The sequence below is a fragment of the Rhodococcoides kyotonense genome (assembly GCF_900188125.1).
Taxonomy (GTDB): domain Bacteria; phylum Actinomycetota; class Actinomycetes; order Mycobacteriales; family Mycobacteriaceae; genus Rhodococcoides; species Rhodococcoides kyotonense.
The window spans coordinates 15,934-39,521 of record NZ_FZOW01000017.1 but is presented as its reverse complement, the minus strand read 5'-3'; the positions used below and the strand labels follow the sequence as shown (position 1 = coordinate 39,521).

Here is a 23,588-nt window from a genome sequence, read left to right as displayed (position 1 = left end):
AGTCCCGGCGCGTCATCCGCATAAGTAGGTTTGCAAAACATATGCACCCTGGTGATGAGCTGGGGCTGTGCACACCGAATTCCCCGCGACAACGCGAGGGCAGCTGAATGTCGTCGACTAGCGCCCCGAATCTTGCTGGAGTCACGGCAGCGGGAGTCCGCTTCACGACCGCGTTTCTGGTCGACGCGGATCTCACGAATGCGGACTTCTACTTCGCGCGCCTCGGCGGAGCAGACCTCGCGGGTGCGAACCTGAGAGGTGCAGACCTGAGGTTCGCGCAGCTATCCAACGCAAGCTTCGCAGGCGCAGACCTGACAGGTGCACGGCTGACCGGCGCGGATATCGAAGGCGCGAACTTCACCGACGTCCGGGGACTCACTCGTGAGCAGCTCGACGCGTTCGGGACGTCAGGCGTCCCGAGCTTCTACCCACCTCACCGAACCCGTACTTATAGATAAACAGCGCGGCTTCATCTTCGCTGTAGTGACGCTGGACAGGACCGGTACAGGCTGAGGGAACGGAAGATCCCTAGCGAGAGGCCCACGCATGACCACCAATCCGGTTCATCGAACAAGCCACGACATCGAGGTGCAGGCTTCACCCGACGACGTGTATGCGATCATCGCCGACGCGCAATCCTGGCCTGCGGTTTTCCCGCCGACCGTCCACGTCGACGTTCTCGAGAAGCAGGAGGCCTCCGAACGGTTGCAGATCTGGGCGTTGGCGAACGGACAGGTCAAGTCCTGGACGTCCAAGCGAGAGCTCGACCCGGCGAACTACACCATCACGTTCCAGCAGCAAGTATCCGCGCCACCCGTGCGATCGATGAAAGGGCAGTGGATCGTCACACCGTCGACATCCGGCGGCGCCACGGTCACGTTGACGCACGAATTCACGGCCGTCGAGGAAACCGACGAGAACCTGGCTTGGATCGACAAAGCCATAGAGACGAACAGTGCTGCAGAACTTGCAAAGCTAGCCGTTGCAGCACAGCAGATCTCGGATCGAGCCGAGACGGTGTTCGAGTTCGAGGACTCGCTCCTCATCCACGCCGAGCCTGAGGCGGTGTACGAGTTCATCGATCGCGCCGATCTTTGGCTCGACCGCCTCGACCACGTGGCGCGAGTTCGATTCGACACCACCGACGACGGCATCCAAGAACTGGAAATGGACACGATCACTCCGGCCGGCGACTCGCACACGACCAAGTCGTTCCGAATCGCGTTCCCGTCCAACAGAATCGTGTACAAACAGACGACCTTGCCCGCGCTGCTGGCCGCACACACGGGCGAATGGTCGTTCCAACGCACCGACGACGGAGTGCTTGCGGCGTCGAAGCATGTGGTGGCGTTGCGGCCGGAGGCGATCCGGGAGGTCCTCGGCGCCGATGCGACGGTGGACAGCGCACGCACACTGGTGAAGTCGTCACTCAGCGCCAACAGTCTCAAAACATTGCGTACCGCAAAAGGATTCACGGAGACAGCCCCCGTCGCGGTGTGAACGGAAAGATACCGCCGACCGGATGCGTCCGGTCGGCGGTATCGGCGATCGCTAGGACCTACACCGCGGCGGCTTGCTGTGCGGCGATGGAGGTGTTGACGAGATCGATGAACTGCCTGGGTGTTTCGACTTCGATGAACAGGTCGTCGGCGATGGTGATGCCGTGACCGCGGGAGATGCTCCCGACCACTTCCAACAGGGCCAGGGAGTCGTAACCCAGGTCCTCGAACGACGTCTCCAGAATATCGCCGTCCAGATCGACTGCCTCGTCTTCGCCTGCCGCCCTCTGCAGCTCGACCTTCAACTCCTGCAATCCGAACTCTGCCATGGCCCTCTACCTTTCTGTTCGATCACAACAACGAATCAACGTGAAACGACGACTGCCGACGTGAAGCCGCCTCGCCCGCGCGCGATGACGAGCGCGTGATTCACCTCCTTCGCTCTCGGAGACTCGATCACGAGATCGATGCGAAACTCGGTGTCGGATGCCACGACGTTGGGTGTCGCGGGGATCGTCGAATGGCGGATCGCAAGCAATGCCGTCGCCACGTCGAGCGCCCCTCCGCCCGCATAGAGGCGGCCTATGCCTGCTTTCGGAGCAGTGACAGGCACCCCGCGAACACCGAACACCTCCACGATCGCACCGATCTCGTCGTCGTCCTGGTCCTTCGTTCCATGCGCGTCGGCGAACACGACGTCGATGTCGGCAGGGACGAGACCGGCGTCGGCAACCGCAGTTCCGATCGCACCCACGAGCGCCCGGACGCCCGACGGGCCCACCCCCGAGGGCGAGAAGGTCGACGCATATCCGGCGAGATAGCCGTAGATGTCGGCCTCACGCGCACGCGCGTGCTCGGAGTCTTCGAGAATCAGATAGGCACCACCTTCACCCGGGACGTGACCTGCACCTGCGGCCGAGAACGGTAGGTACGCACCGTCCGGATCGGTAGCCGTCGACAACCCACCCGCGCTGAGATAGCCGGCCATTCCGAAGGGGCACAACGCGCCGTCGACGCCACCCGCGACCATCGCCAGGGCACCTTTTCGAATCTGCCTGCGCGCCTGGCCAAGTGCATCGAGCCCACCCGACTGGTCGGAGACCACGGCGTTCGCAGGACCTTTCAATCCATGCCGAATCGACACCTGGCCGGTGTTCACCGCATAGAACCACGCGAACGACTGGTAGGCACTAACGTACTGCGGGCCCTGACTCCACAGCTTCTGCAGTTCGCGTTGCCCGAACGTGAATCCGCCCATCGACGACGCACTGACGACGCCTATCCGGTACGGGTCGATCGCGTCGAGGTCGATCCCGCTGTCGGCAAGAGCTTGACCGGTGGCGATCAACGACAGCCTCGTCGAGTAATCGGTCTGAGGCACGAGCCGGCCCGGGATACCGGACGTGTCGTCGAAGTCGCGGACCTCGCCACCCAGAGTCGTCGAGTAGCCCGTTGCGTCGAACCGACTGATCGGCGCGATGAAGCTCGCGGTCGTTTCCGTTTGCTTCCAATGTGTTTCGGCATCCTGCCCGCTGGGCGCGACGACGCCCAGTCCGGTGAAGGCTACGGCGGTGGTCATCAGTTCCTCCTGTCGTGGCGAGCGAGGACGACTGCACTCTGGAAACCGCCGAATCCACTTCCGACGCTCAGCACGGCGTCGACCGTGGTTTCACGTGCAACCAGAGGCACGTAGTCGAGATCGCACAGAGGATCGGCGTCGTGCAGATTTGCGGTCGGTGGGATGACGTCGTGCTGCATCGCCAGAGCACACGCCGCTATCTCCAGTGCACCGATGGCACCGAGCGAGTGGCCGATCATCGATTTGATCGAACTGACCGGCGTCTTGTACGCCCAACGTCCGAGACTTCGCTTGAACGCTGCCGTCTCGTGTCGGTCGTTCTGTTTCGTGCTCGAGCCGTGTGCGTTGATGTAGTGCAGCTCGGATGCGTCGAGCCTCGCCTCCCCCAGCGCTTCGTCGATCGCGTACGCCATCTCCGCACCGTCCGCACGGAGCCCCGTCATGTGAAAAGCATTGCTACGACTACCGAATCCCGCGACCTCCGCGAGGATAGGCGCGTTGCGCGCCCGGGCATGTTCGAGCTCCTCCAGGACGAGCGCTGCCGCCCCCTCCCCGAGTACCAGACCGTTACGACTGGAATCGAAAGGCCGGGAGGCAGTCTCGGGATCGTCGTTGCGTGGACTCGTCGCTTTGATCGCGTCGAAGCAGGCCAACGTGATCGGTGAGATCGGCGCATCGGTACCTCCGGAGAGCACGACGTCGGCGGTTCCTTCGCGGATCAAGTCGCTCGCGTACCCGATCGCATCCAGTCCCGACGTGCAACCGTCCGAGATCAGAGCAACCGGACCCTCAGCCTGTATGTCGCGAGCCAGTTCCGCCGCAATCGAACTCGGAACGAAGTGGTCGTAGAGTTCGTTCACTGCGAAGTCGCTGTCCACCAACCAATCCTGGCCGTCGTTGCTGAGCACTGCGTACTCGCGTTCCATGGCGGTGGTGCATCCGACTGCACTTCCGAAGGCAACACCGATCCGATACGGAGGGATCCGGTGCAGATCGATACCACTGTTGCCGATCGCCTCGCGTGCGGCGACGAGTGCGAACTGTGTCGCTCGGTCCAACTGCCGCACCTGCCGCGAACTCAAACCCAGTGCGGTACCGGAGAAGTTACACTCCGCGGCGATCTGCGACCGATACGCTTCGGGATCGAATTGGGTGATTCTCCGCGTCGCGGTGGTTCCCGACGAGATCAGATTCCAGAACGACTCGACGCCCGGATCGCCCGGTGCGACGGTGCCGATCCCTGTGATGACTACCCGGCGTGCCATGTGTACCCCGATCGTTGTGTGCGACGGCCACGATTCATTCGACCACTGTGTCAGCGAGGTCTCGAGCATCGGTGTAGTCGCTCTGGACGCTCTTGCCATGCGCTGCAAGGGAAGCCAGAGCTCCTCGATACGACTCCAGATCCGACGCGTCGTTGCCGGAACGAGCGGGCAGCAACGAAACCACGGTCGTCGCCCCTGAGGTCACTGCTTTGGAACGACGAGCGATACTCGACAAGCTTCGTCCGGGGCCACATTCGACGAACACCGAAGGCCCGGCGTCGAGCAGTGTCGTCAACGCGTCCGAAAAGTACACCGGCGCTGCCGGCTGCCTCGCCCAGTAGTGCGCTGACGTCGCTTCCTCGTCGGACAGGAACTGTCCGGTGTATCCCGAGACGATGGGGATGGTAGGTGGGCGCAATGACCGAGACTCTATGTCCGGTACCGCACGAAGAGCGGACTCCAATAGAACAGGACTGTGAAACGGTAGGTTCGATTTCGCTCGACGGGTGAAGAATCCGGCGTCGTCGATCCGCGCCTCCGCCGCGATCATCGGCTCCGTCGTCCCGACGAGCACCACCTGCCGTGGCGCATTGTGCGCCCCGATGCTGACATGCTCCGACAGAAAGGGCTCGACGTCGGCACGTGATGCGCTGACCGCGAGCATGATTCCCGCAGGTGCGTCGGCGATATGGGCAATTCGATTCGACATGATCGCTGCCGCGTCGTGCAGCGACATGACGTCCGCGAGCACGGCGGCGACGACTTCACCGACACTGTGACCGAGCAGGAAGCTGGGCCGAACTCCATGGTCGATCACCGACCTGCCCAGCGCGTAGTTCAGCGCGAACAACAACGGTTGCGACGCCACTGCGTCATCGACTCCGCTGTCGGACCCGCTCGCCGACCACACGCTGACGAGGTGGTCGGTATCGAGACCCCACGCGGTGAGGGCTTCGAGGAAGTGCGCGTCGAAGTTGCGGACTCGCCCGCTCAATCCCGCACCCATCCTGGGTTGTTGGGCACCTTGGCCGGGAAATACGAGCGCAGCATCGATCATGCGTCGAAACGATTGCCCACTGCGCTCGAGAGCCGGTCCAGGATCGATACGCTGCTGCAAGTCCATCGCCGTTGTAGCGAGGCTGAAGCCGCGGACCCGATGCTGGAGCCTTCGAGTGAGAAGGAGCTGCCCGTGACCTCGCCGACGTCCGCACCCGAGCTGTTCGTCGCTGCCGTGTCGAGTCAGATAGGTGATCTCGTCGACATCGGTGATGCTGTCGCGGCAGGCCACTGTGCACCCGCGCTCGCACGGTCGACGGCGATGCAGTCGGCCGCAACGTCCGAGGACGTCGCCCCGCCCGATCTCGCTGCTTCTGCCGCAGAGAAAGCGTTGAAACACAGCGGAATCGACCCCGAGAGCATCGGCCTGCTCCTGCACGCGAACTTCACCTACCAAGGCCACGACATCTGGCCGGCCGCGTCCTACGTCCAGCGCAGAACAGGCGCGCGGCGTGCCCTCGCGCTGGAGATCCGACAGGCGTCGAACGGCGGTATGGCAGCGCTGCAGATCGCCGCGAACTACCTAGGATCGTCCTCGCTGGACCACGCGTTGATCACCACAGGAGACCGGTTCGTGCAGCCACACTTCGACCGCTGGCGCAGCGACCCCGGAACTGTGTACGGAGACGGAGGCACGGCGCTGATCCTGGGCACGGAAGGCTTCGCGCAGTTGATCGCGATACACAGTCGCTCCGAGCCGGAACTCGAGCGAATGCATCGCGGCGATGATCCGTTCGCGCGCACGTCTCTGCAGTATCGGACACCGGTGAACCTGGATCTGTTGAAGCGGCAATACATTTCCCGCGCGGGTTCCGGCACGACCGTCGCGCGGGTGTCACGCGGTCTGCTCGACGTCGTGGCCGCGGCACTGGACGACAGTGGACTCACCATCGACGACGTCGCGCACGTCGTCGTCCCCAACTTCGGGCGTCGTCGGCTCGAAGCCGGTTTCCTGACGCCCCTGGGCATTCCGATCGAGAAGACACTGTGGGAGTGGACACGAACAGTCGGCCACCTCGGACCCGGCGATCAGATCGCCGGACTCGACCACCTGCTGCGCACCCGTACCGTCGCCGAGGGTGATCACTGCCTGATGCTCGGTGTCGGAGCCGGGTTCAGCTGGACCTGCGCGATCCTTCGATTCACCGACACCTGTAGAGCCAATGGAGCGCGACTCGACCGCAGCTGACGAGGCTGGTGCTCATGACCGATCTACCCACGTCGAACCCCATGACACTGATGAGCATCGCCGCAGGATTCCGCCGCGCACGCCTGCTGGCCGTCGCAGTCGAAGTGGGCACGTTCGACGCACTTGCGCAGACCCCGTCCGGAGTGCCCGCATCGACCTTCGCCGACACGACGGGCCTGCCCGCCAGAACAGCACAACTACTGCTCGACGGCTGCGTCGGGCTGGGCCTCGTCGCCAGGACAGAACAGGATTCCGGCGAGCCCCTCTTCTGCAACAGCACGGTCGCCGCGGACTTCCTGGTCCGCGGACAGCCGTACTACTTCGGCGACTTCCTGCTGTTCAACGACTTCCGCGGCTATCAGGGCTGGACCACTCTGGCGGACGCTGTCCGCAGCGATGCACCGACGTCGTGGCCCAATCAGCGGCCTCTCGACTCGCATCCCGATCCGGAGGTTGCACGCGCCAGGTTTCGCGGCGCCCTCGACCCCGGCACGCGATGGACCGCGTCGATCATCGCGCGGTCCTTCGACTTCGGTGGGTTCGGCTCCGTACTGGATCTCGGTGGCGGAATCGGCGCCTATTGCCTCGAATTCGCCGAACACTACCCCGAACTACACTTCACTCTGTTCGATCGCCCACCCACGATCGAGCTCGCCGCAGAGAACATCGCCGACAGAACCGGGGTGACGCTGGTTGCCGGCGATTTCTGGACCGATCCGATACCCACCGGCCACGACGCGATTCTGCTCTCGAACGTGCTGGCCGACTGGTCGGACCGCGACGTGGTGGATCTTGCCGGGAGATGCAGGGCCGCAGTCGAACCCGGCGGGGCAGTCATCGTCGCGGAGACGTTCTTCGACGACTCCTCGCGGTCCACGCCGGAAACCGCTGTCATGCACGGTATTCACATGATTCTCGAAACTCACGCCGGTCGGAATCGAACGCGCGACGAGTATCGCACTCTCCTCTCCGAGGTGGGATTTCGCCACATCGACGAACTCGACCTACTGGAGACGGCCCCCGGCGCCAACGGTCTGCTGATCGCCAGGGGCTGAATACCTTCAGTAGTTGCCCAGGCCGCCGCACACGTTGACGGCCTGGGCAGTGACCGAACCCGCGAGTTCGCCTGCCAGGTACGCCACCATGCCCGCGACCTCCTCCGGCGTCGAATAGCGGCCGAGGGGGATCTTCGCCTCGAACTTCTCCAACACCGCCCCCTCGGTGATACCCCAGTGCGATGCATACCCCTGCCGAACACGCTCGGCCATAGGAGTTTCCACATAGCCCGGGCACACGGCGTTGACCGTCACACCGCTCTCGGCCAGTTCCTTGCCGAGAGCCTTGGTGAACCCGATGACGCCGTGCTTGGCCGCCGAGTACGGCGCCGCGAACGCGACACCCTGCTTGCCACCGGTCGACGCGATGTTGATGATCCGCCCCGAACCCGAGGCGAAGATCTTGCCGTTGTTCAGCACCTCGCGGGTGGTTCGGAACACGCTGTTCAGGTTCGTCTCGATGACACTGTTCCAGAGGTCGTCGTCGATGTCGGCCGTGATACCGCCGCCGTTTCGTCCGGCGTTGTTGACGAGAACGTCCACCGATCCCCATCGACTCACCGCTGCTGCAACAAGGTTCGTCACGTCCTTCGGATTCGTGACGTCGGCGGCTATGCCGTCGACGCGGAGCCCTTGTCCCTCGAAGGCCGACACCACATCCTTGACCGCTCCCGCATCGCGCGAGCAGACGAAGACATCGAAACCGTCCTCCGCAAGCTTGCGCGTCACCGCAAGGCCGATTCCGCTGGTGCCACCGGTTACCAGTGCTGCTCGATTCGCCATAGTCTCAAGTCCCATCGTCGTGGTCGGGTACCCGACAGTGACACCGTGCGCTCGATCTTTACTGGAGGATCCGTTCACTCGACGACCTCAGCAGAACATCGAACGCAGACAACAACTCTGACGCGGCACTCACCGGGTTGCCGCTGAGCGACCGCCAGGCCACGATTCGGTCGGGCCTCACCAGAACCGCACCGGTGGCTCCGATTCCGAACACGCGGGCGAACTCGTCCTCGTCACCGACCCATGAGCCGTGCCCCCATCGCAGGTAGTCGACGTCGAGCCCCAGAGAAGCCTGCACCGAATCGAGTGCCTCTCTCCAGAAGTCGCCTTCGCGACCTGCCACGACCGTGAAACGGTAGCTCAGCAGCCTCGTCGTCGACGTTCGATTCGATCCGGAACCCAACCGCAGGAATGGAATTCGTGATCCTGGACGTGCCGACTGCCGACGAGGATCCTCGAAGTACGATCCACCGTCGTCCACCTCGTGCACCGCGGCACCCTTGGGGTACCGATATCCGAACACCAACCGATCCGGCGGAAGAGGCTGGGCCACAGAAGGATCGCGAAGTTCAGGGGCGATGCGGTCGACCATGTTCGCGAACTGCTGTTCCACCAGCTCCTGCGCATACGGTCGTCGTTCCGCGTCGTAGGACTGCAACAGTTCCGGATCCGCCTGGCCACGTACGACGAGAGCCAATCGCCACGCCAGATACATGCCGTCCGTATAAGCGGTGTTACCGCCCATCCCACCCGTCGGCGGCATGATGTGCGCGGCATCGCCTGCCAGGATCACCCGGCCGCGAACGAAGTTCGACGCGACACCACAGGCGATCTCCGTCGTCGACACGTCCTCGATATCGATGTCGAGATCCGGCGCCCCCAGCGCATCCCGCATCTCCTGCACGACGACGTCGTGCGCCTTACCGGTGAGGTAGTCCTCCGAGCCTCGCACGGAGTTCTTGAAAAAGCCGTACAGGCCAGGTACTTCGGTGTTGAACACCACCGTGCGCCCGACGTGGATCGCAGCGAACCTCGACGCGTCCGCCGCACCGGGCGTGTGCGCCAGGTGATCCGTCAGATCGGCACGGAACAGCACACGAGAGACCCTCCCGACGACCCCTCGACCGTCGAGCGTGATCCCGCTGAGGCGCCGCACTTCGCTTCGCCACCCGTCGGCGGCGACGACGTATCGCGCCCGCACGGTTCTACCGTCTCCGAGTGTCAGTGCGACGGACTCGTTCTGCTGATCGACCGCGTCCACGGGCGTGGAGTAGTCGATGTGCACCCCGAGTTCGCGGGCACGGGCGTCCAGTATCCGTTCCATCGACGATTGGCTGGCGGTGCCCCACTTCTCGTCCGTCGCATAGTCGAAGGACAACGCGTCGCCGCTGGCGAACGTCTGTACGACGGGGCCCGAGAGCGTCTTCGCGACCACCAGCGAGAAATCGGAACGCTCGGGACGAGAATGCTCCGCCACCGCGTCGGCAAGCCCGGCCAACCTCATGGCCTCCATGGTGTGCGGGTACTGACCCGTTGCTTTCACCGCCGTCGACACCCCACCCCGTCTGTCGAACACCTTCGCCGAGACGCCCTGCAACGCAAGGAAGATCGCGGTACTCAACCCTGCCGGGCCGGCCCCGACGACAGCGACGTCCACGTACTCGGTCGACGTCATGGCCGCAGCACCACACGGCCCAACTGCTGCCTGTTCTCGATGATTCGATGCGCGTTCGCGGCCTCGGCCAACGGAAGTACCTCGTGCAGAGCGACGTCGAGCTCGCCCGACCGCAGATAGTCGGTGATGACCCGACGACCCTTCTCTGCTTCCTCGGGGGCAGCTGCGAGCCAGGCATCGAACGACGTTCCCACCACGTATTTCAGGCCGAGCAACGACAGCATCGACGCCTTGGCGGTGTCTGTTCCCGCGCCTGCGAAACCGAAGTACACCAACCGGCCGAACGGTTTCAACAGGTTCAGACTCGGCTCGAACACACTGCCTTCGACGCTGTCGCACACCACGTCGACACCGCCGAAGCGTGCACGGATCTCGTCGTCCCAGCCAGGCTGCGTGTAGTCGACCACCAGATCGGCACCGAGCCCACGCACGAAGTCCGCCTTCGACGCCGAACCGACCGTGCCGACGACCGTCGCCCCCGCGAGCCTGGCCAACTGGACGAGGATGTGGCCGATCGCGCCTGCGGCCGCATGTACGACGACGACTTCCCCGCGTGCGACGCGTCCCACCTGCAGCACGCCGTATGCGACCTGGGCGGTCGACGCGAGTGCGGTGGCGACCGCAGCATCGATGTCCTCCGGTATCGCAACGACATTGGCGCGATCGACCGCGACGACCTCCGCATACGCGTCGGACACTCCCCATGCCGCGACACGGTCACCGACCTTCACGTCGTCGACGCCCGTGCCGATATGCGAGACGACACCGACGACGTCTCCGTGAGGCCGTCCCGGCAACGACGACGGGAACGGGGCCGAGTTTCTCCTCAGCTGTGTGTCGATGAAGTTGACGCCGATCGCTTCGACGTCGATCGCCACCTCGGCCGGCCCCGCCGTCGGCGCCGGTCGGTCTTCGAGCACGAGAACGGACGGATCACCGAATTCGTAGTACGAGAATGCTTTCACGTCGAACTCCCGGTTGATGTCGGATGGAGGTGGATCAGAGCGTCAGAACGACCTTGCCGCCGACCTCGCGGTCGAGGATGGACCGAAGCGCCTTGTCGATGTCGCTCCATGCGAACGACCCGCCGATGTGCGGGCGCAGTCGACGCGTTTCGGCAAGCCGCACAAGGACACTCAAGTCTGCAGGCACGTCACGACGGGTGATCTCGTCCAGCAGATACAACCATTCGATCCTGACGCCGGGTCGCGCATGGCCCCAGTCGGGGCGCAGATGCAGGTCCTCGCGAACCGTGTTGCCGAAGAAGACGGCGTTGCCGCCCTTACGTATTCGCGCAAAGGCCCCGGCGGTGACTGCGCCGCCCACGCTGTCGAGGAGTACGTCGATCGGTGCGGCGCCTGCCGAATCGGCGGCCTCGATGGAAATGCGGGACGCGTCGGGCAGCTCGTCGAGCGCGAACTGTCTTCCGTTCTCACGAATCTGCGCGATCACGTCCGCGCCCGACGCCGCCGCGAGTTGCACGGCCAGATGCCCGACGCCGCCGTTCGCACCGGTCACCAGAAGGCTGCGGCCGAGAAGCGATCCGGCCCGTTCGAGGGCGTACAGAGCCGTGAGACCTGCCACGGGCAGTACCGCGCCTGCCGGTGCGTCGAGTTCACCGGGCAGTGTCGCGACGCGATCGGTCGACACGGCCACCACTTCGGACCACGAATTGTTCTTCGCGAGACCGACGACTCGCTGCCCGCGTGCGGGCCCCGAGCCGTCGGCCGCGGTCGTCAGGACCGTACCGACGAAGTCGATCCCCAACTGAGTCCCCCGCGGCTGCTTCGACGCGATCAACAGATCCGCCCTGTTGATCGACGTCGCCTGCACCTCCACCAGAATCTCGTCGTCCCGAGGTAGAGGATCCGGCACATCCTCGAACCGCGTGCCGAATCCCCCGTCGCTCACGATCGCCTTCACAGATTGTCCTTACGTGTTCGTGGTTCACCCCTGTGTGTCATTGGTACGTCTCTTCGGTCGAGTCTCGGTCCAGCCCGGCCGGATTGTCGGGTGCCGTGACACGGAACTTGCCGGGAATCAGCAGAGCGGACAACGCTGCGACGACGGCGAAGCCCACGACAAGCCAGTACACGCCGCCATAGGCCGCGGCCGGATATCCCTCATCGCCGTCGAGTCGCGTCTCCAACAGCACTGCTACCGAAGCGATTCCGATGGCCCCACCGAGTTGGTTGAAGATGAACAGCGCACTCGTCGCACGCGCGGCACGTTCGGCACCCACGACCTTGTACATGTGCGCCATGGTTCCCGGCGCGGTCAGCCCGATCCCGTATCCGGTGATTCCCACCGCCAGAAGTAGGTAGATCTGGCTCGTCCCGCTACCGACGGTCACCAATCCCGCGGCCCCCACCGCGGTGATCGCCATGCCGATGGTCGAGGTGGTTCGTGCCGTGAACTTGTCGGCGAGCTTGCCCGACGAGATGGCACCGGCGGCGCCGAGCACGCCGGAGGGAATGAGCAACAGCCCTGCGTGGAAGGCGTCGAAGTCGCGGGATTGCTGCAGATAGAGCGGGGTGAGAAGCAAGATCGAATTCGCCACGGCACCGACGAGGAACATCGTGACGACCGCGAAGGAGAAGCCCCGGTTGCGGAACATGCGCACGTCGATCAACGGTGTGGACCGTGTAGTCAGGGCGTGCACCACATAGCCTGCGAGAAGTACGAGCCCCAGCGCGAACGCGATCACGACCCGGATGTCACCGAAGCTACCGCCACCGCCGGCCGTGGTCAGTCCGTAGATGATCAGCGCAAAACCGGGTGAGACCAAGAGCAGTCCGATCACGTCCAGGGACGCGACCGAGTCGTCGGACTTCTCGTCCGCGGGCAGTTTGAGGACGCCGAGCGCGAGCGCGATGATGCCGATGGGGACGTTGATCCAGAACATCCAGCGCCAGCTGGCCGCGTCGATCAACACGCCGCCGATGATCGGGCCGAGAATCGGGCCGAGCGTCAACGGAATCGAGATCAAACCCATGGCCTTGGCAACCCGAGCCTCGCCGGCGGTCCTGGCCAACACCGTTTGCACGATCGGAATGATCATTCCGCCGCCCAGGCCCTGCACGACGCGGAACCCGATGAGCGACTCAGCCGACCATGCGAGCCCGCACAGCAGAGAGCCGGCCAGAAAGACCCCGACGGCGGCGAGCCACATCCGCTTGCCACCGAAGCGGTCGACGGCCCATCCGGCGAACGGGGTCGCCACCGCGACCGCCAGAATGTAGCCGGCGGTGACCCACTGGATCGTCGCCAGCGTGGCTCCGAACTCGGCGGTCAACGACTTCACACCGACGTTGACGATCGTCTCGTCGAGAAGGGCCATCAGCATGGCCAGCAAGAGGACCAGTGCCATCTGCATGAACGCCGGGTCCAGACGCGTATCCGGACTTTCCGTGTGCGGTTCCTGCCGATCGATATCGCTGTCGTTGGTCATGAACGTTCCCCCTGTCGAATGTCTGATTCATAAATTCGGATGCGCAATCGATGCATGCACATACATCTAGTTGACGCGATGGACAGCTCAAATGCAAGCGGTTACGATCGACAAGTCCGGGCAATCTGGTAGAAATAGATGAATGCGCATACATTCACAGCTCACGAAGATCGTGTAGGTACTTTCATGGCGACCACCAGGTCACAGCAGGATTCGACAGAACTCGATCAGTGGCGCGCCCTGACGGTCCTGTCCGGTCGGATCACGCAGGAAGTCAACCGGGTGGTCGCCCGGAAGCACGAACTCACCATGCACGAAGTCTTCGTTCTGTCCGAGCTGACCGCAGGCAACCCGCAGGGACTCCGCATCCAGGATCTGGCGGATTCCACCGGCGTGGATCAATCGTCCATGAGCCGCACCGTCAAACGCCTCGAAAGCCGAGGGTTGACACAGAAGGTGAGCTGCGACTTCGACAAACGCGGCGTCTATTGCCAACTCACCGACGAGGGCCGCGCCCTTGCAGTCAGGGCCGTGAGAACCTGCCGCGTGGCGCTGTCCGACGCACTGGACGGCGCATCCTTCGAGCCCCGGACAGCCGCCGTGGTCGCACGTCTTCGATTCGAATTACCCTGATGAATTCATCTGTCCGACAACGGAAAACAGTTACAGCTGTGACATGACACCGAGAGGTGCACACGCCGATGAAGCTTTCCATCCTCGATCAATCCGTCGTGCCGAGCGGGACCACACCCGATCAGACGATTCGAAACACGGTCGAGCTCGCCCGAGCTGCCGAATCCCTTGGATTCCATCGCTTCTGGCTCGCCGAGCACCATGCGACCGGGTCGTTCGCCAGTCCGGCTCCGGAGATTCTCGTCTCGCACATCGCAGCCGTCACGTCGTCCATTCGAGTCGGATCGGGCGGCGTGCTGCTACCCAATTACAGTTCCATGAAGGTGGCGGAGACATTCCGATCGCTATCCTCTCTCAGTCCGACGCGAATCGACCTCGGAATCGGCCGCGGCGGAGGAGGTTCCGACGCGGCCGCGTCGAGCGCGCTCAGGGCAGGCAGGCACGTCGTCGACTCGGACGACGAGTTCGCGGCACGCCTGAGCGAATTGCTCGCGTTTCTCTCGTTGGCGAGATTTCCCGGCGGTCATCCATACGAAGGCATTGCGTTGCAGCCGCAGAGTGCACCCCCTCCCGACGTGTGGTTGCTCGGCGCCAGTCTTGCCAGCGCAGATCTCGCCGGCCGGTTCGGCCTGCCGTACACGTTCGCACACTTCGGCCTACCTCAGCTGACGCGCGCGGCAGTGAACCAGTACCGCAGCAGTTTTCGATCGCCTGACGGGCGTCCGCCGAGGGTCCAGATCGGAATCTCGATCTTCTGCGCACCGACGGAGAAGGAAGCCCAGTACCTCTTTTCGAGCCAGCGCTTGTTTCGCGCGCGGATGCGCATCGGTGACCTTCGCCCCCTCCCGTCCCCCGAAGAAGCCTTCGCCGGCCTCCGCTCATTGCCGGATCCGCTCGAATTCGAAGAGGCCGAGTGGCCTCGCTGCGTCGTCGGCACGCCGGATCAGGTTCGCGAGACTCTAGTGTCGATACAGGATGCGTTGAATCCCGATGAATTGATCGTACTTTCGTCGATCCACGACCCGATTGCGAAGCTAGACTCCTATCGCTCACTTGCCGAGATCTTCGAGACCACATCGACCGCGTCTCGAAGTTCCTCTGTGTCTGCGTGATCCGAGTTTCAACAACTCGATGACGTCGGGCTCATAGATAAGATCAGCGGAATTCGAACTATTGAGGTGCGCTCCCGCCTCACTTAATGTTCGATGTGCCCGGCTGACTCGTCGATGGCAGTGAGCAGTCCTGGTCCTATCGACGCGAAGGCTTGACATGAAATCGAAGAGTTCGACAGTGCGCAGATCGGCGCTCTCGGGGATAGCGCTGATCACCGCATTCAGCCTGCTGACGGCATGCTCGTCCGAGAGTGCGGCCGACAACGGCGCCGGCGAATCGACCGAGCCCGTCGAAGGCGGATCTGCGTCGATCGGAATCAGTTACGCACCAACCACGTTGGACCCTCAGCTCGTGGTGTCCTATGCACCGGATCTCGGTGTCGTGGAGACCTTGGTCCGCCAGGACAAGCAGAACGGAACTCTCACCGAGGGCCTCGCATCCTCCTGGTCCGCCTCCGACGACGCCACGTCCTTCACGTTCGTCCTTCGGCCCGGCATCACGTTCAGCGACGGATCTCCACTCGACGCAACGGTTGTCGCCGAAAACTTCAACAGCCTGCAGGCACTCGGCCCCCAGGCGCCTGCGTCGCGCGGGCCACTGACGGGGTATGCGGGCGCCGAGGCAATCGACGACCTGACCGTTCGCATCGATTTCACGGCACCTACAGCCGGCTTCCTCTCCGCTACCGCGTCGCCCTCGCTGGGGATCATCTCGAGAGAATCGCTGAGCAAACCGCTCGACAGCCGCAGGGCAGGCGACATCTCGGGCACGGGCCCCTTCGTCATCGAATCCTATTCTCCCGGTGAGTCCGTGGAAGTCCGTAAACGTCCCGACTACGACTGGGCACCCGGCGACGCTACTCATACCGGTGCGGCGTATCTCGACACGGTGACGTGGAACTTCCTCCCCGAATCCGCAACTCGACTCGGGGCGCTGACGTCCGGACAGGTCGATCTGATCACCGAGGTCGACGCCGACACCGAGGTCCAAGTACCGCAGGACGGATTCTGGCTCGACTCGGCATCACAGCCCGGTTTGGTGAACGGACTGGTTCTCAATCCCAAGAGCCCGATCCTCCAGGACGAGGTCGTCCGCACCGCAATTCAACGCGGTATCGACCGTACAGAGGTCATCGCGGCATTGACGCCCAACTATCTGCAAGCAACCTCGGTGTTGTCGTCGACGACATTGGGCTATGCGGATCAATCCGACTTGCTGGGTCACGACCCCGAATCCGCGGCGGACGACCTCGACCGTGCCGGTTGGGTTCTGGGAGACGACGGAGTCCGAGTCAAGGACGGAACCAGGTTGTCGCTCGACGTGGTCTACGGCAACATCAGGAACCTGGAGTTGATCAAGCAGCAACTGTCCGACATCGGAGTCGAATTGGTGCTCCAGTCGATCGACCCGGCACAGGTAGCCGAGATTCTCACATCGGGACGTTTCGACCTGTTCCTCCGTCAGGTGGGAACCAACGATCCCGATGTGCTGCGTTCCATCTTCGCCACCGACACCGTCGGGTCGTCCAACATTTCCCAGCTTGCCCCCGATCTCGTTCCAGTACTCGAATCCATCAGGTCGACAACCGATTCCGATGCGCGTACGGCCGCCGCCGCCCAGGCGCAGCAGGCACTCGTGGAGCGAGGACTGTTCTTCCCCGATTTCGAGAACCCGAACGTCTACGCAGGAGCGGACGGACTCGAAGGATTCCGCTCACGCCAAGGATTCGTCTACGACGTGTGGAAGGCCGGGTCGTGACCCTGCGACCGCTCACGCGAGTCGCACACGTACTGCTCGTCGTCTGGGGTGCCTTCACCATCACGTTCGTGACGCTGTTCCTACTGCCGAGCGACGCGGTCGCGATCATGTACGTCGCGACCGGCACGGCAACCGACGTCGATCCGGCAGAACTGGATCGGCTCCGGACCGAGCTCGGACTCGACCGTAGTCCGATCGAGCAGTACCTGGATTACGTGGTCCGCTACCTCGGCGGCGATTTCGGGAACTCCGTTCGCACCGGCGAACCGGTGCGAGAGATGATGTTCGGTGCGATCGCGAACACCGCCATTCTGGCTTCGATCGCGCTGGCGGTCGGGGTGTCGGTCGGATTCGTCTTCGCGCTTGTCGTGACACGGTTGCCCGAGGGTGGGATACGGAGCTCCCTGACTGCGCTGCCCACACTCGGGCTGTCGGTAGCGAGCTTCATCGTCGCGTTGACTCTCCTTCAGATCTTCTCGTTCCAACTGCGGGTCCTGCCCGCCTTCGGTTCCAACGGCCCAGCGACCGTCGTGCTGCCCAGCATCACTTTGGCGATCCCGGTGGCGGCTGCGTTCGCGCAGTTGCTCATTCGCGGCCTCGAAAGTGCACTCGACTCCGACTACGTTCTCGCAGCCCGAGCCGCAGGCGAGTCGGAGAGTCGCGTACAGATCGCGCACGCACTCCGAAACGCGCTGCCTGCGAGCATCGCTCAGATCGGTATTCTGATGGCAGGCTTGTTCGGTGGCACCGTCATCGTGGAAACGATATACGGTAGAACAGGATTGGGTCGATTGCTCGCGGATTCTGTCACCAATCGTGATCTACCGGTAATACTCGGTATCACCGTGTTGGCGGCTCTGACATTCGCCGTCACCGGGATGCTCACCGATACCGTCAACAGCGCCCTCGATCCCCGACTCGACCGTCGGCGGCGTGGCAAGGCTCGAGTATGAGTGCAGCACAGACACTTGGACGGTCTTCACGTCACCTCGTACGACGACCGACGCTCGTGGTGAGCGTTGTCGTCGTCGTAACACTCGCGTGGTGGATCATCGCTCCGGGTTCCTTAACGTCCTACGATCCCGTGCGAGGCGAGATCGTCGACAAACTCCTCCCGCCCAGTGGTGACCACTGGTTCGGAACGGACTCGCTCGGCCGCGATCTCTTCAGCCGAGTGGTACACGGCACTCGTGTGTCGGTGGCCGCGGCGGCAGTCGCCGTGCTCGTGGGAGCAAGCCTCGCAACGATAATCGGCGGGATCGCAGGTTATTTCGGCGGATTCGTCGATGGTGTGTCGATGCGCCTGGTCGACATCTTCTTGGCCGTTCCCGGGCTGCTGATCGCGTTCATCGTGATCAGCGTGCTCGGGCAGGGCACGGTCGACGTCGCCATCGCGGTGGGGATCGCAAGTGCGGCCAGCCTCGCACGCATCACACGCTCGGAGGTCCGTCGGGTCGGGCTCGCACCGTACGTGCAGCATTCACGCGATATGGGCGCAGGCAGCTGGCGGGTCCTGCGGTCCCACGTCATCCCCAATTCGACGACGCCCGTCGCTACCCTTCTGCTCCCCGAGTTCGCGGGGGCAATTCTGGCGGTATCGGCATTGAGCTACCTCGGATTCGGAGCTCAACCCCCGACCCCCGAATGGGGTTCGCTCGTTGCAGAGGGCCGAGCCCACCTCTCCAACGCCTGGTGGCTCGTCACCTTGCCCAGTGCCACCATCGTCGCGTGCGTCCTGGCTCTGTTCGTCATCGGTCGGAACATACGTGGGGCACAAGGACGAAGGGCATGACCATCAACAGCACCAACTTGCTCGACGTCCATGAACTGTCCGTCGTCACCAGGCGCGGCGGCCAGCGGATCGTGGACGATGTGTCGTTCGCCGTCGAGAGCGGATCGATCCATGCACTCGTCGGCGAATCGGGATCGGGGAAGTCGACGATCCTCAGGGCAATCGACGGTCTGCTCCCTCCTGCTCTCGTCGTCGAATCCGGCTCGGTGACAGTCGACGGTATCGAGACCACCACGCTGTCGCCTCGGCGTTACCGCGCGCTCCGCGGTAGAACCATCGGCTTCGTGCCTCAGGATCCCGCTCAGTCGCTGAATCCCACTCTGACGGTGGGGGCGACGGTGCGGCATGCACTGCGTAGCTACGGGAAGTTCGACCGGTCGACAATTCAGCGGCGCACGGTGGAACTGCTCGACGCCGCGCAACTTCCGCGTGCTGCATCGAGGTTGTCGAGTTATCCCCACGAACTCTCCGGTGGACTCAAGCAACGCGTCCTCATCGCCGTCGCGCTCGCCGGGCGCCCGAAGCTGATCCTGGCGGACGAGCCGACCAGTGCACTCGACACCACCGTCCAGAAGCGCATCCTCGACACGCTCCAGCAACTGACCGTCGACCGAGGCCTCGGACTCCTCCTTGTCACCCACGATCTCGCGCTCGCGACCGACAGAAGCGACCGGGTGACGGTCCTGTTCCGCGGCCGCGTGGCCGAATCCGGCTCGCCCACGAACATTCTGGAAAGAGCAGAGCATCCTTTCACCCGAAAGTTGGTACACGCCAGCACGTACTCCGTGTCTGCACCGAACACTGCACCGCACCTGACGACGCCTCGTCCCTCCGTGTGCACCGTCGTCGACGTCGCCAAGACATACGACCGCCACGTCGACGCGCCCGACACGATATGGGCTCTGCGTGGGTCTTCGCTGCGCATCGAGGCAGGCGAGACGGTAGGACTGATCGGCGAATCCGGCTCGGGCAAGTCCACTCTGGGCAAGATCGTCGCAGGCAACCTCGCACCGACACGGGGGACCCTGTCGGTCGGGAACGTGGCATACATCCCCCAGAACCCCGATGCCACACTCGACCCACGCTGGACGGTAGCCCGCGTCGTCGCAGAACCGCTTCGGCTGAACAGGACTCCGTCGGCACACATCTCCGATCTGGTGACCACCGTCCTCGGCCGCGTCGGACTCGACGCCGGGGCACTGTCCGATGCACGCCCACACCAACTGAGCGGTGGCCAACGGCAGAGGGTCGCGATCGCGCGCGCGTTGATCACGTCTCCTGCGCTGATCGTCTGCGACGAGATACTGTCTGCGCTCGACGCAAGCTCACGCACCACCATTCTCGATCTGCTCGTCGACCTGCAACGCGACACTGGAGTCGCCTACCTGTTCATCACACACGATCTGTCGGTCGCGCGGGCGTTCTGCACGACGTTGGCCGTGATGCACGACGGTTCGATCGTGGACCACGACACGACGTCGGCATTGTTCGCGGCGCCGCGGTCCGTGCACACCAGAGAACTCATCGACGCCATACCCGCACCCGCGGGTGCATCGCAATCGCACGGCGGGCGCGCACAACCCGTGCCCTGACCCCCTCACGCCGGGAGGCACGATGACATCGGGAGTTCGCTTCACTATCCTCGGACCGCTGACAGCGCAGTATCGTGGCCGCACACTCGACCTGTCCGCGTCCAAGCAACGAACACTGCTCGCGTCGCTGTTGCTGAAGGCGAACACTCCGGTCTCGATCGACGAATTGACGCGCCGCCTGTGGGACGACGCTCCACCCGCGCGCTTCCGAAATGCATTGCAAGTACACATCACCCGGCTCCGATCCGCACTGCACGAGCTCGAACCGACAGCGAACCCCACGATGTCCATCGACCGAATTCACGACGGTTACCAGTTGCGGATTCCCCACGACGCCGTCGACTTCCATCGATTCACCACGTCGGTCACGGATGCTCGGAACCTCCGCGGGCAGGATCTTCCGGGCGAACGGCACCTTCTCGATTCCGCTTTGCGGGAATGGCACGGCGAACCGTTCGGGTCGGTCCAGTCACGCTCGCTTCAGCGCGATGTCGTGCCTTATCTGACGTTCGAAAAGGTCAGGGCCATAGAGCGTCTCGTCGAAGTCGAGCTGCAACTGGGTCTGCACGATCAGTTGCTGCCCAGACTTCACGAGCTGGTGCTGGAGTTCCCGTTCAACGAGCGCATCCGGCACGCGCTCGTCCTGACACTCCATCTCGTCGGCGAGCTACCGTCGGCCGTGGAATCCTATCTCGCCTACGAGGCCGACCTCGACCGAGAGATGGGAGTAGCTCCCGGCGACGAGATCCGCGACCTGTATCGACGCATCATCGACGAACGCGGCAGACTGCGGACACACCCATCGCCACCGGATGCACTGCCGGACAGCGATCCTGCATGGCGGACTCACCACCAGTTGCCGTCGGACATCGATTTCCTCGTCGGTCGTGTCGACGAGATCGAGACCGTAGTCGAGTATCTGACTCCGCTACAGCACCGAGCGGGTGTACCGGTCGTGACGCTCGTCGGAGCTCCTGGAGTCGGCAAGACGGCTCTCGCGGTACGAGCCGCTCACCAGTTGGAGGAGCTGTATTCCGATGGGCAGTGGTATCTTTCGCTCGCCTCACCCGATGGAAATCCGAGACCACAGAGCGAAATACTGTCGGAACTGCTGCAATCGAGTGGGCTCGAAACGACGGACATTCGCGGCGAGACCGAGTACCTGTCGAAACTACTGCGCACCAGAGTCGCACAGCGACGGATACTGATCGTGTTGGACGACGTCGTCGAGGACGGCCAGGTCATCCCCTTGATCCCCGGTTCGTCGACATGTGCGGTGATCACCGTCAGCCGAGAGTCGCGTCCCGAACTCCGGGTCGCATACGCGTCCAAAGTGATTCAGATCGGCACGCTCTCAACACAGGAGTCCGTCGATCTGCTTGCGGCGATACTCGACGGGGAGCGCTCCGATCCCAACCCCGACACACTCCTCGAGATCGCCGAACTGTGCGGCAGGCTGCCGTTGGCACTGCGCATCGCGGGCAGTTATCTGTCGAGCCGGACCTGGGTCGGACTGGACGATTATGCGGCCCGTCTGCGTGGCCACGACGCCCTGTCGGCCCTCGAACTCGGAAGCACACCGCAGACGGCTGTCCGCGTCGCGTTCGAGGTGTCGTATCGGCATCTCGCGGCGTTGTCCAGGCGCTTCTTCGCGAGCCTCGGCCAGATTCCCACCCTGCGTTTCAATGCTGCCAACAGCGCACGCCTGGCAGGGGTGAGCATCGAGGTGGCCTCGCAGCTGTTGGCGAATCTCGCCGACGCAAGTCTGCTCGAACACCAGGGCGATGGCGATTTCGAGTTCCACGACCTGATCGCAAGTTATGCGCGAGAGGTCAGCACCGCGGACCTCGATATCGTGGACTCTCACAAGAGCCTCGACGCGTTCTACGGGTGGTACGTCAGCACTGCGCGAGAAGCCACGGCTCTGATTTCGCCGCTGCCTGATGCCCGTGCCGAATCGGGCTCTGCCACAGGGTGTTCGAGCGCGTCGGACGAGCGCGCCATCACACTCAGGTGGATGCGCCGCGAATCCACGAATCTTCGCAAGGCGGTGGAGGAAGGGAACCGACGCGGCAGATACGTCCAGGTCGTCGACATCGCCTACGCGATGCTCGGGTACTTCATGACCGAGCGGGACTACCCGGAGTGGTATTCCGTCGCCCAGCAAGGACTGCATGCCGCCGAAGAACTGGGCGACCGCAAGTGGATCGCGATCATGAAGGTCGATCTCGCACTGGCGATGCAGGGTCTGCACGACATCGACGGAGCAGCCGATCACCTCGGCGAATCCAGGAAGCTGTTGGACGAGATGTCCATCACCGAATACGACATGTTCCACCTGCATTCGCTGGCGCGAAACCAACTTCAGGGACCACGCAAGAATCTCCCCGCCTCGATCTCGTTCCTGCTCCAAGGCCTGGAGCTGAGCGTGCTGGAACGAAATCGACTCATGGAGGCATCTTTCCACTCCGACCTGGCCATGGCCTTCCACGCGGACGGTTCACCAAGGCGGGCCTACGACCACTACACCGAGGCGTTGGCGATCTACACCGAGGACAACAACGTCGACGCCCTGCCGACGGCACGAGCACGGCTGGCGATCGCCTGTGTGGCGCTCCGTCGGTACGACGAGGCGCAACTGCACCTCACCTCCGCTGTGCAAGCAGGCAGAGAGCAGGCGACGGACTTCCCGCTCGCGCTCGCACTGTACGGGTGGACGCTGTTGTCGCTGCAGCGCAACCGATTCGCGGAGGCCCAACGCACCTGCACCGAAGCGCGCACCATCGCTCGCACCCGCGGCTTCACCGCGATCGAGGTCAATCTGGGGAACGCCCAGGCTCGAATCCTCGTCGGGCAAGGACAGTACGACGCGGCTCGACGACGGCTGGAGGAGACCGCGGAGTTCGCCCGATCGATCGGACATCCCCAGGCCGAGTGCGAAGCCTTGATCGAACTCGCGCGGCTCGAGAGCGTGCAGGCGTTACCGTCCGGCAGCGCGTCGCCCCGGCGCGCCGAACTCGTCGCGGACGCGCTCCGAATCGCCGACCGTGCGGGGCTGTCCACCTGGGTGCGCACGATCGAAACGTGACCTTCGGCACAACTTTCCTTCGCGAAGGCGTGCGTTAAGCGATCGGTAAGCGGCATCGAT

At 63.6% G+C, this 23,588-nt stretch carries 20 protein-coding genes; 11 read left to right on the top strand and 9 right to left on the bottom strand.

From position 1 onward, the window contains the following. Window positions 1-107: 107 nt before the first annotated feature. On the top strand, window positions 108-458 hold the full coding sequence (locus CHB96_RS23400; protein WP_089250822.1) for a pentapeptide repeat-containing protein: 351 nt from the start codon (window positions 108-110) through the stop codon (window positions 456-458). 88 nt (window positions 459-546) lie between these two features. After that, entirely contained in the window at window positions 547-1,500 is a 954-nt protein-coding gene (locus CHB96_RS23395) for an aromatase/cyclase (protein WP_089250820.1), read from the top strand. 58 nt (window positions 1,501-1,558) lie between these two features. Here CHB96_RS23395 and CHB96_RS23390 read toward each other — a convergent pair whose 3' ends face one another. The 4 genes from CHB96_RS23390 to CHB96_RS23375 are packed head-to-tail and all read right to left on the bottom strand — an operon-like array spanning window position 1,559 to window position 5,400. Next, window positions 1,559-1,828, bottom strand: a complete 270-nt coding sequence (locus CHB96_RS23390) for an acyl carrier protein (RefSeq protein ID WP_089250818.1) — start codon at window positions 1,826-1,828, stop codon at window positions 1,559-1,561. 35 nt (window positions 1,829-1,863) lie between these two features. Further along, entirely contained in the window at window positions 1,864-3,078 is a 1,215-nt protein-coding gene (locus tag CHB96_RS23385; RefSeq protein WP_089250816.1) for a ketosynthase chain-length factor, read from the bottom strand. After that, the gene (locus CHB96_RS23380; RefSeq protein ID WP_089250814.1) at window positions 3,078-4,343 is read right to left on the bottom strand and encodes a beta-ketoacyl-[acyl-carrier-protein] synthase family protein; all 1,266 of its coding nucleotides are present in this window, start codon (window positions 4,341-4,343) and stop codon (window positions 3,078-3,080) included. The genes CHB96_RS23385 and CHB96_RS23380 overlap by 1 nt, the downstream gene beginning before the upstream one ends. A 34-nt stretch (window positions 4,344-4,377) precedes the next feature. After that, a complete protein-coding gene (locus CHB96_RS23375; protein WP_176444463.1) occupies window positions 4,378-5,400 on the bottom strand; it encodes an acyltransferase domain-containing protein in 1,023 nt (340 codons plus the stop codon). 132 nt (window positions 5,401-5,532) lie between these two features. On the opposite strand from CHB96_RS23375, the gene CHB96_RS23370 reads away from it, so the two are divergent. After that, on the top strand, window positions 5,533-6,588 hold the full coding sequence (locus CHB96_RS23370) for a ketoacyl-ACP synthase III family protein (RefSeq protein WP_217899981.1): 1,056 nt from the start codon (window positions 5,533-5,535) through the stop codon (window positions 6,586-6,588). A gap of 14 nt (window positions 6,589-6,602) precedes the next feature. Next, on the top strand, window positions 6,603-7,643 hold the full coding sequence (locus CHB96_RS23365; RefSeq protein ID WP_141136545.1) for a methyltransferase: 1,041 nt from the start codon (window positions 6,603-6,605) through the stop codon (window positions 7,641-7,643). Window positions 7,644-7,649: 6 nt separating this feature from the next. Here the strand turns inward: CHB96_RS23365 and CHB96_RS23360 are convergent, their stop codons facing one another. Genes CHB96_RS23360 through CHB96_RS23340 form a run of 5 tightly spaced genes read right to left on the bottom strand, consistent with a single transcriptional unit; the run spans window position 7,650 to window position 13,552 of the window. Beyond that, window positions 7,650-8,426 (bottom strand): SDR family NAD(P)-dependent oxidoreductase, encoded by a 777-nt coding sequence (locus CHB96_RS23360; RefSeq protein WP_217899980.1) that lies wholly within the window; start codon window positions 8,424-8,426, stop codon window positions 7,650-7,652. A gap of 58 nt (window positions 8,427-8,484) precedes the next feature. Next, window positions 8,485-10,101: an FAD-dependent monooxygenase gene (locus CHB96_RS23355; protein WP_089250806.1), complete on the bottom strand. Its 1,617-nt coding sequence runs from the start codon at window positions 10,099-10,101 to the stop codon at window positions 8,485-8,487. Beyond that, window positions 10,098-11,066, bottom strand: a complete 969-nt coding sequence (locus CHB96_RS23350) for a quinone oxidoreductase family protein (protein WP_089250804.1) — start codon at window positions 11,064-11,066, stop codon at window positions 10,098-10,100. The genes CHB96_RS23355 and CHB96_RS23350 overlap by 4 nt, the downstream gene beginning before the upstream one ends. A gap of 34 nt (window positions 11,067-11,100) precedes the next feature. Further along, window positions 11,101-12,024: a zinc-binding dehydrogenase gene (locus CHB96_RS23345; RefSeq protein ID WP_089250802.1), complete on the bottom strand. Its 924-nt coding sequence runs from the start codon at window positions 12,022-12,024 to the stop codon at window positions 11,101-11,103. A gap of 37 nt (window positions 12,025-12,061) precedes the next feature. Next, complete coding sequence (locus tag CHB96_RS23340) at window positions 12,062-13,552, bottom strand: DHA2 family efflux MFS transporter permease subunit (protein ID WP_089250800.1); 1,491 nt, start codon at window positions 13,550-13,552, stop codon at window positions 12,062-12,064. A gap of 186 nt (window positions 13,553-13,738) precedes the next feature. Between CHB96_RS23340 and CHB96_RS23335 the strand changes: the two genes are divergently transcribed. From CHB96_RS23335 to CHB96_RS23305, 7 genes are all read left to right on the top strand, one after another. After that, a complete protein-coding gene (locus CHB96_RS23335; protein WP_089250798.1) occupies window positions 13,739-14,185 on the top strand; it encodes a MarR family winged helix-turn-helix transcriptional regulator in 447 nt (148 codons plus the stop codon). 68 nt (window positions 14,186-14,253) lie between these two features. Beyond that, window positions 14,254-15,297, top strand: coding sequence for an LLM class flavin-dependent oxidoreductase (locus CHB96_RS23330; RefSeq protein ID WP_089250796.1), 1,044 nt, complete (start codon window positions 14,254-14,256; stop codon window positions 15,295-15,297). Between the two features lie 157 nt (window positions 15,298-15,454). Further along, window positions 15,455-17,056 (top strand): ABC transporter substrate-binding protein, encoded by a 1,602-nt coding sequence (locus tag CHB96_RS23325; RefSeq protein WP_089250794.1) that lies wholly within the window; start codon window positions 15,455-15,457, stop codon window positions 17,054-17,056. Next, window positions 17,053-18,009: an ABC transporter permease gene (locus CHB96_RS23320; protein ID WP_141136544.1), complete on the top strand. Its 957-nt coding sequence runs from the start codon at window positions 17,053-17,055 to the stop codon at window positions 18,007-18,009. Before CHB96_RS23325 ends, CHB96_RS23320 begins: the two co-directional genes overlap by 4 nt. Further along, window positions 18,006-18,848, top strand: a complete 843-nt coding sequence (locus CHB96_RS23315) for an ABC transporter permease (RefSeq protein WP_089250790.1) — start codon at window positions 18,006-18,008, stop codon at window positions 18,846-18,848. The genes CHB96_RS23320 and CHB96_RS23315 overlap by 4 nt, the downstream gene beginning before the upstream one ends. After that, window positions 18,845-20,440, top strand: coding sequence for an ABC transporter ATP-binding protein (locus CHB96_RS23310; protein ID WP_089250788.1), 1,596 nt, complete (start codon window positions 18,845-18,847; stop codon window positions 20,438-20,440). Before CHB96_RS23315 ends, CHB96_RS23310 begins: the two co-directional genes overlap by 4 nt. Window positions 20,441-20,462: 22 nt before the next feature. Continuing rightward, window positions 20,463-23,528 (top strand): AfsR/SARP family transcriptional regulator, encoded by a 3,066-nt coding sequence (locus CHB96_RS23305; protein ID WP_141136543.1) that lies wholly within the window; start codon window positions 20,463-20,465, stop codon window positions 23,526-23,528. Window positions 23,529-23,588 lie beyond the last annotated feature (60 nt).

Coding starts and splice junctions, on each gene's coding strand:
- CHB96_RS23400 (WP_089250822.1), top strand. CDS start 108: ATGTCGTCGACTAGCGCCCCGAATCTTGCTGGAGTCACGGCAGCGGGA.
- CHB96_RS23395 (WP_089250820.1), top strand. CDS start 547: ATGACCACCAATCCGGTTCATCGAACAAGCCACGACATCGAGGTGCAG.
- CHB96_RS23390 (WP_089250818.1), bottom strand. CDS start 1,828: ATGGCAGAGTTCGGATTGCAGGAGTTGAAGGTCGAGCTGCAGAGGGCG.
- CHB96_RS23385 (WP_089250816.1), bottom strand. CDS start 3,078: ATGACCACCGCCGTAGCCTTCACCGGACTGGGCGTCGTCGCGCCCAGC.
- CHB96_RS23380 (WP_089250814.1), bottom strand. CDS start 4,343: ATGGCACGCCGGGTAGTCATCACAGGGATCGGCACCGTCGCACCGGGC.
- CHB96_RS23375 (WP_176444463.1), bottom strand. CDS start 5,400: ATGATCGATGCTGCGCTCGTATTTCCCGGCCAAGGTGCCCAACAACCC.
- CHB96_RS23365 (WP_141136545.1), top strand. CDS start 6,603: ATGACCGATCTACCCACGTCGAACCCCATGACACTGATGAGCATCGCC.
- CHB96_RS23360 (WP_217899980.1), bottom strand. CDS start 8,426: ATGGCGAATCGAGCAGCACTGGTAACCGGTGGCACCAGCGGAATCGGC.
- CHB96_RS23355 (WP_089250806.1), bottom strand. CDS start 10,101: ATGACGTCGACCGAGTACGTGGACGTCGCTGTCGTCGGGGCCGGCCCG.
- CHB96_RS23340 (WP_089250800.1), bottom strand. CDS start 13,552: ATGACCAACGACAGCGATATCGATCGGCAGGAACCGCACACGGAAAGT.
- CHB96_RS23335 (WP_089250798.1), top strand. CDS start 13,739: ATGGCGACCACCAGGTCACAGCAGGATTCGACAGAACTCGATCAGTGG.
- CHB96_RS23330 (WP_089250796.1), top strand. CDS start 14,254: ATGAAGCTTTCCATCCTCGATCAATCCGTCGTGCCGAGCGGGACCACA.
- CHB96_RS23325 (WP_089250794.1), top strand. CDS start 15,455: ATGAAATCGAAGAGTTCGACAGTGCGCAGATCGGCGCTCTCGGGGATA.
- CHB96_RS23315 (WP_089250790.1), top strand. CDS start 18,006: ATGAGTGCAGCACAGACACTTGGACGGTCTTCACGTCACCTCGTACGA.
- CHB96_RS23310 (WP_089250788.1), top strand. CDS start 18,845: ATGACCATCAACAGCACCAACTTGCTCGACGTCCATGAACTGTCCGTC.
- CHB96_RS23305 (WP_141136543.1), top strand. CDS start 20,463: ATGACATCGGGAGTTCGCTTCACTATCCTCGGACCGCTGACAGCGCAG.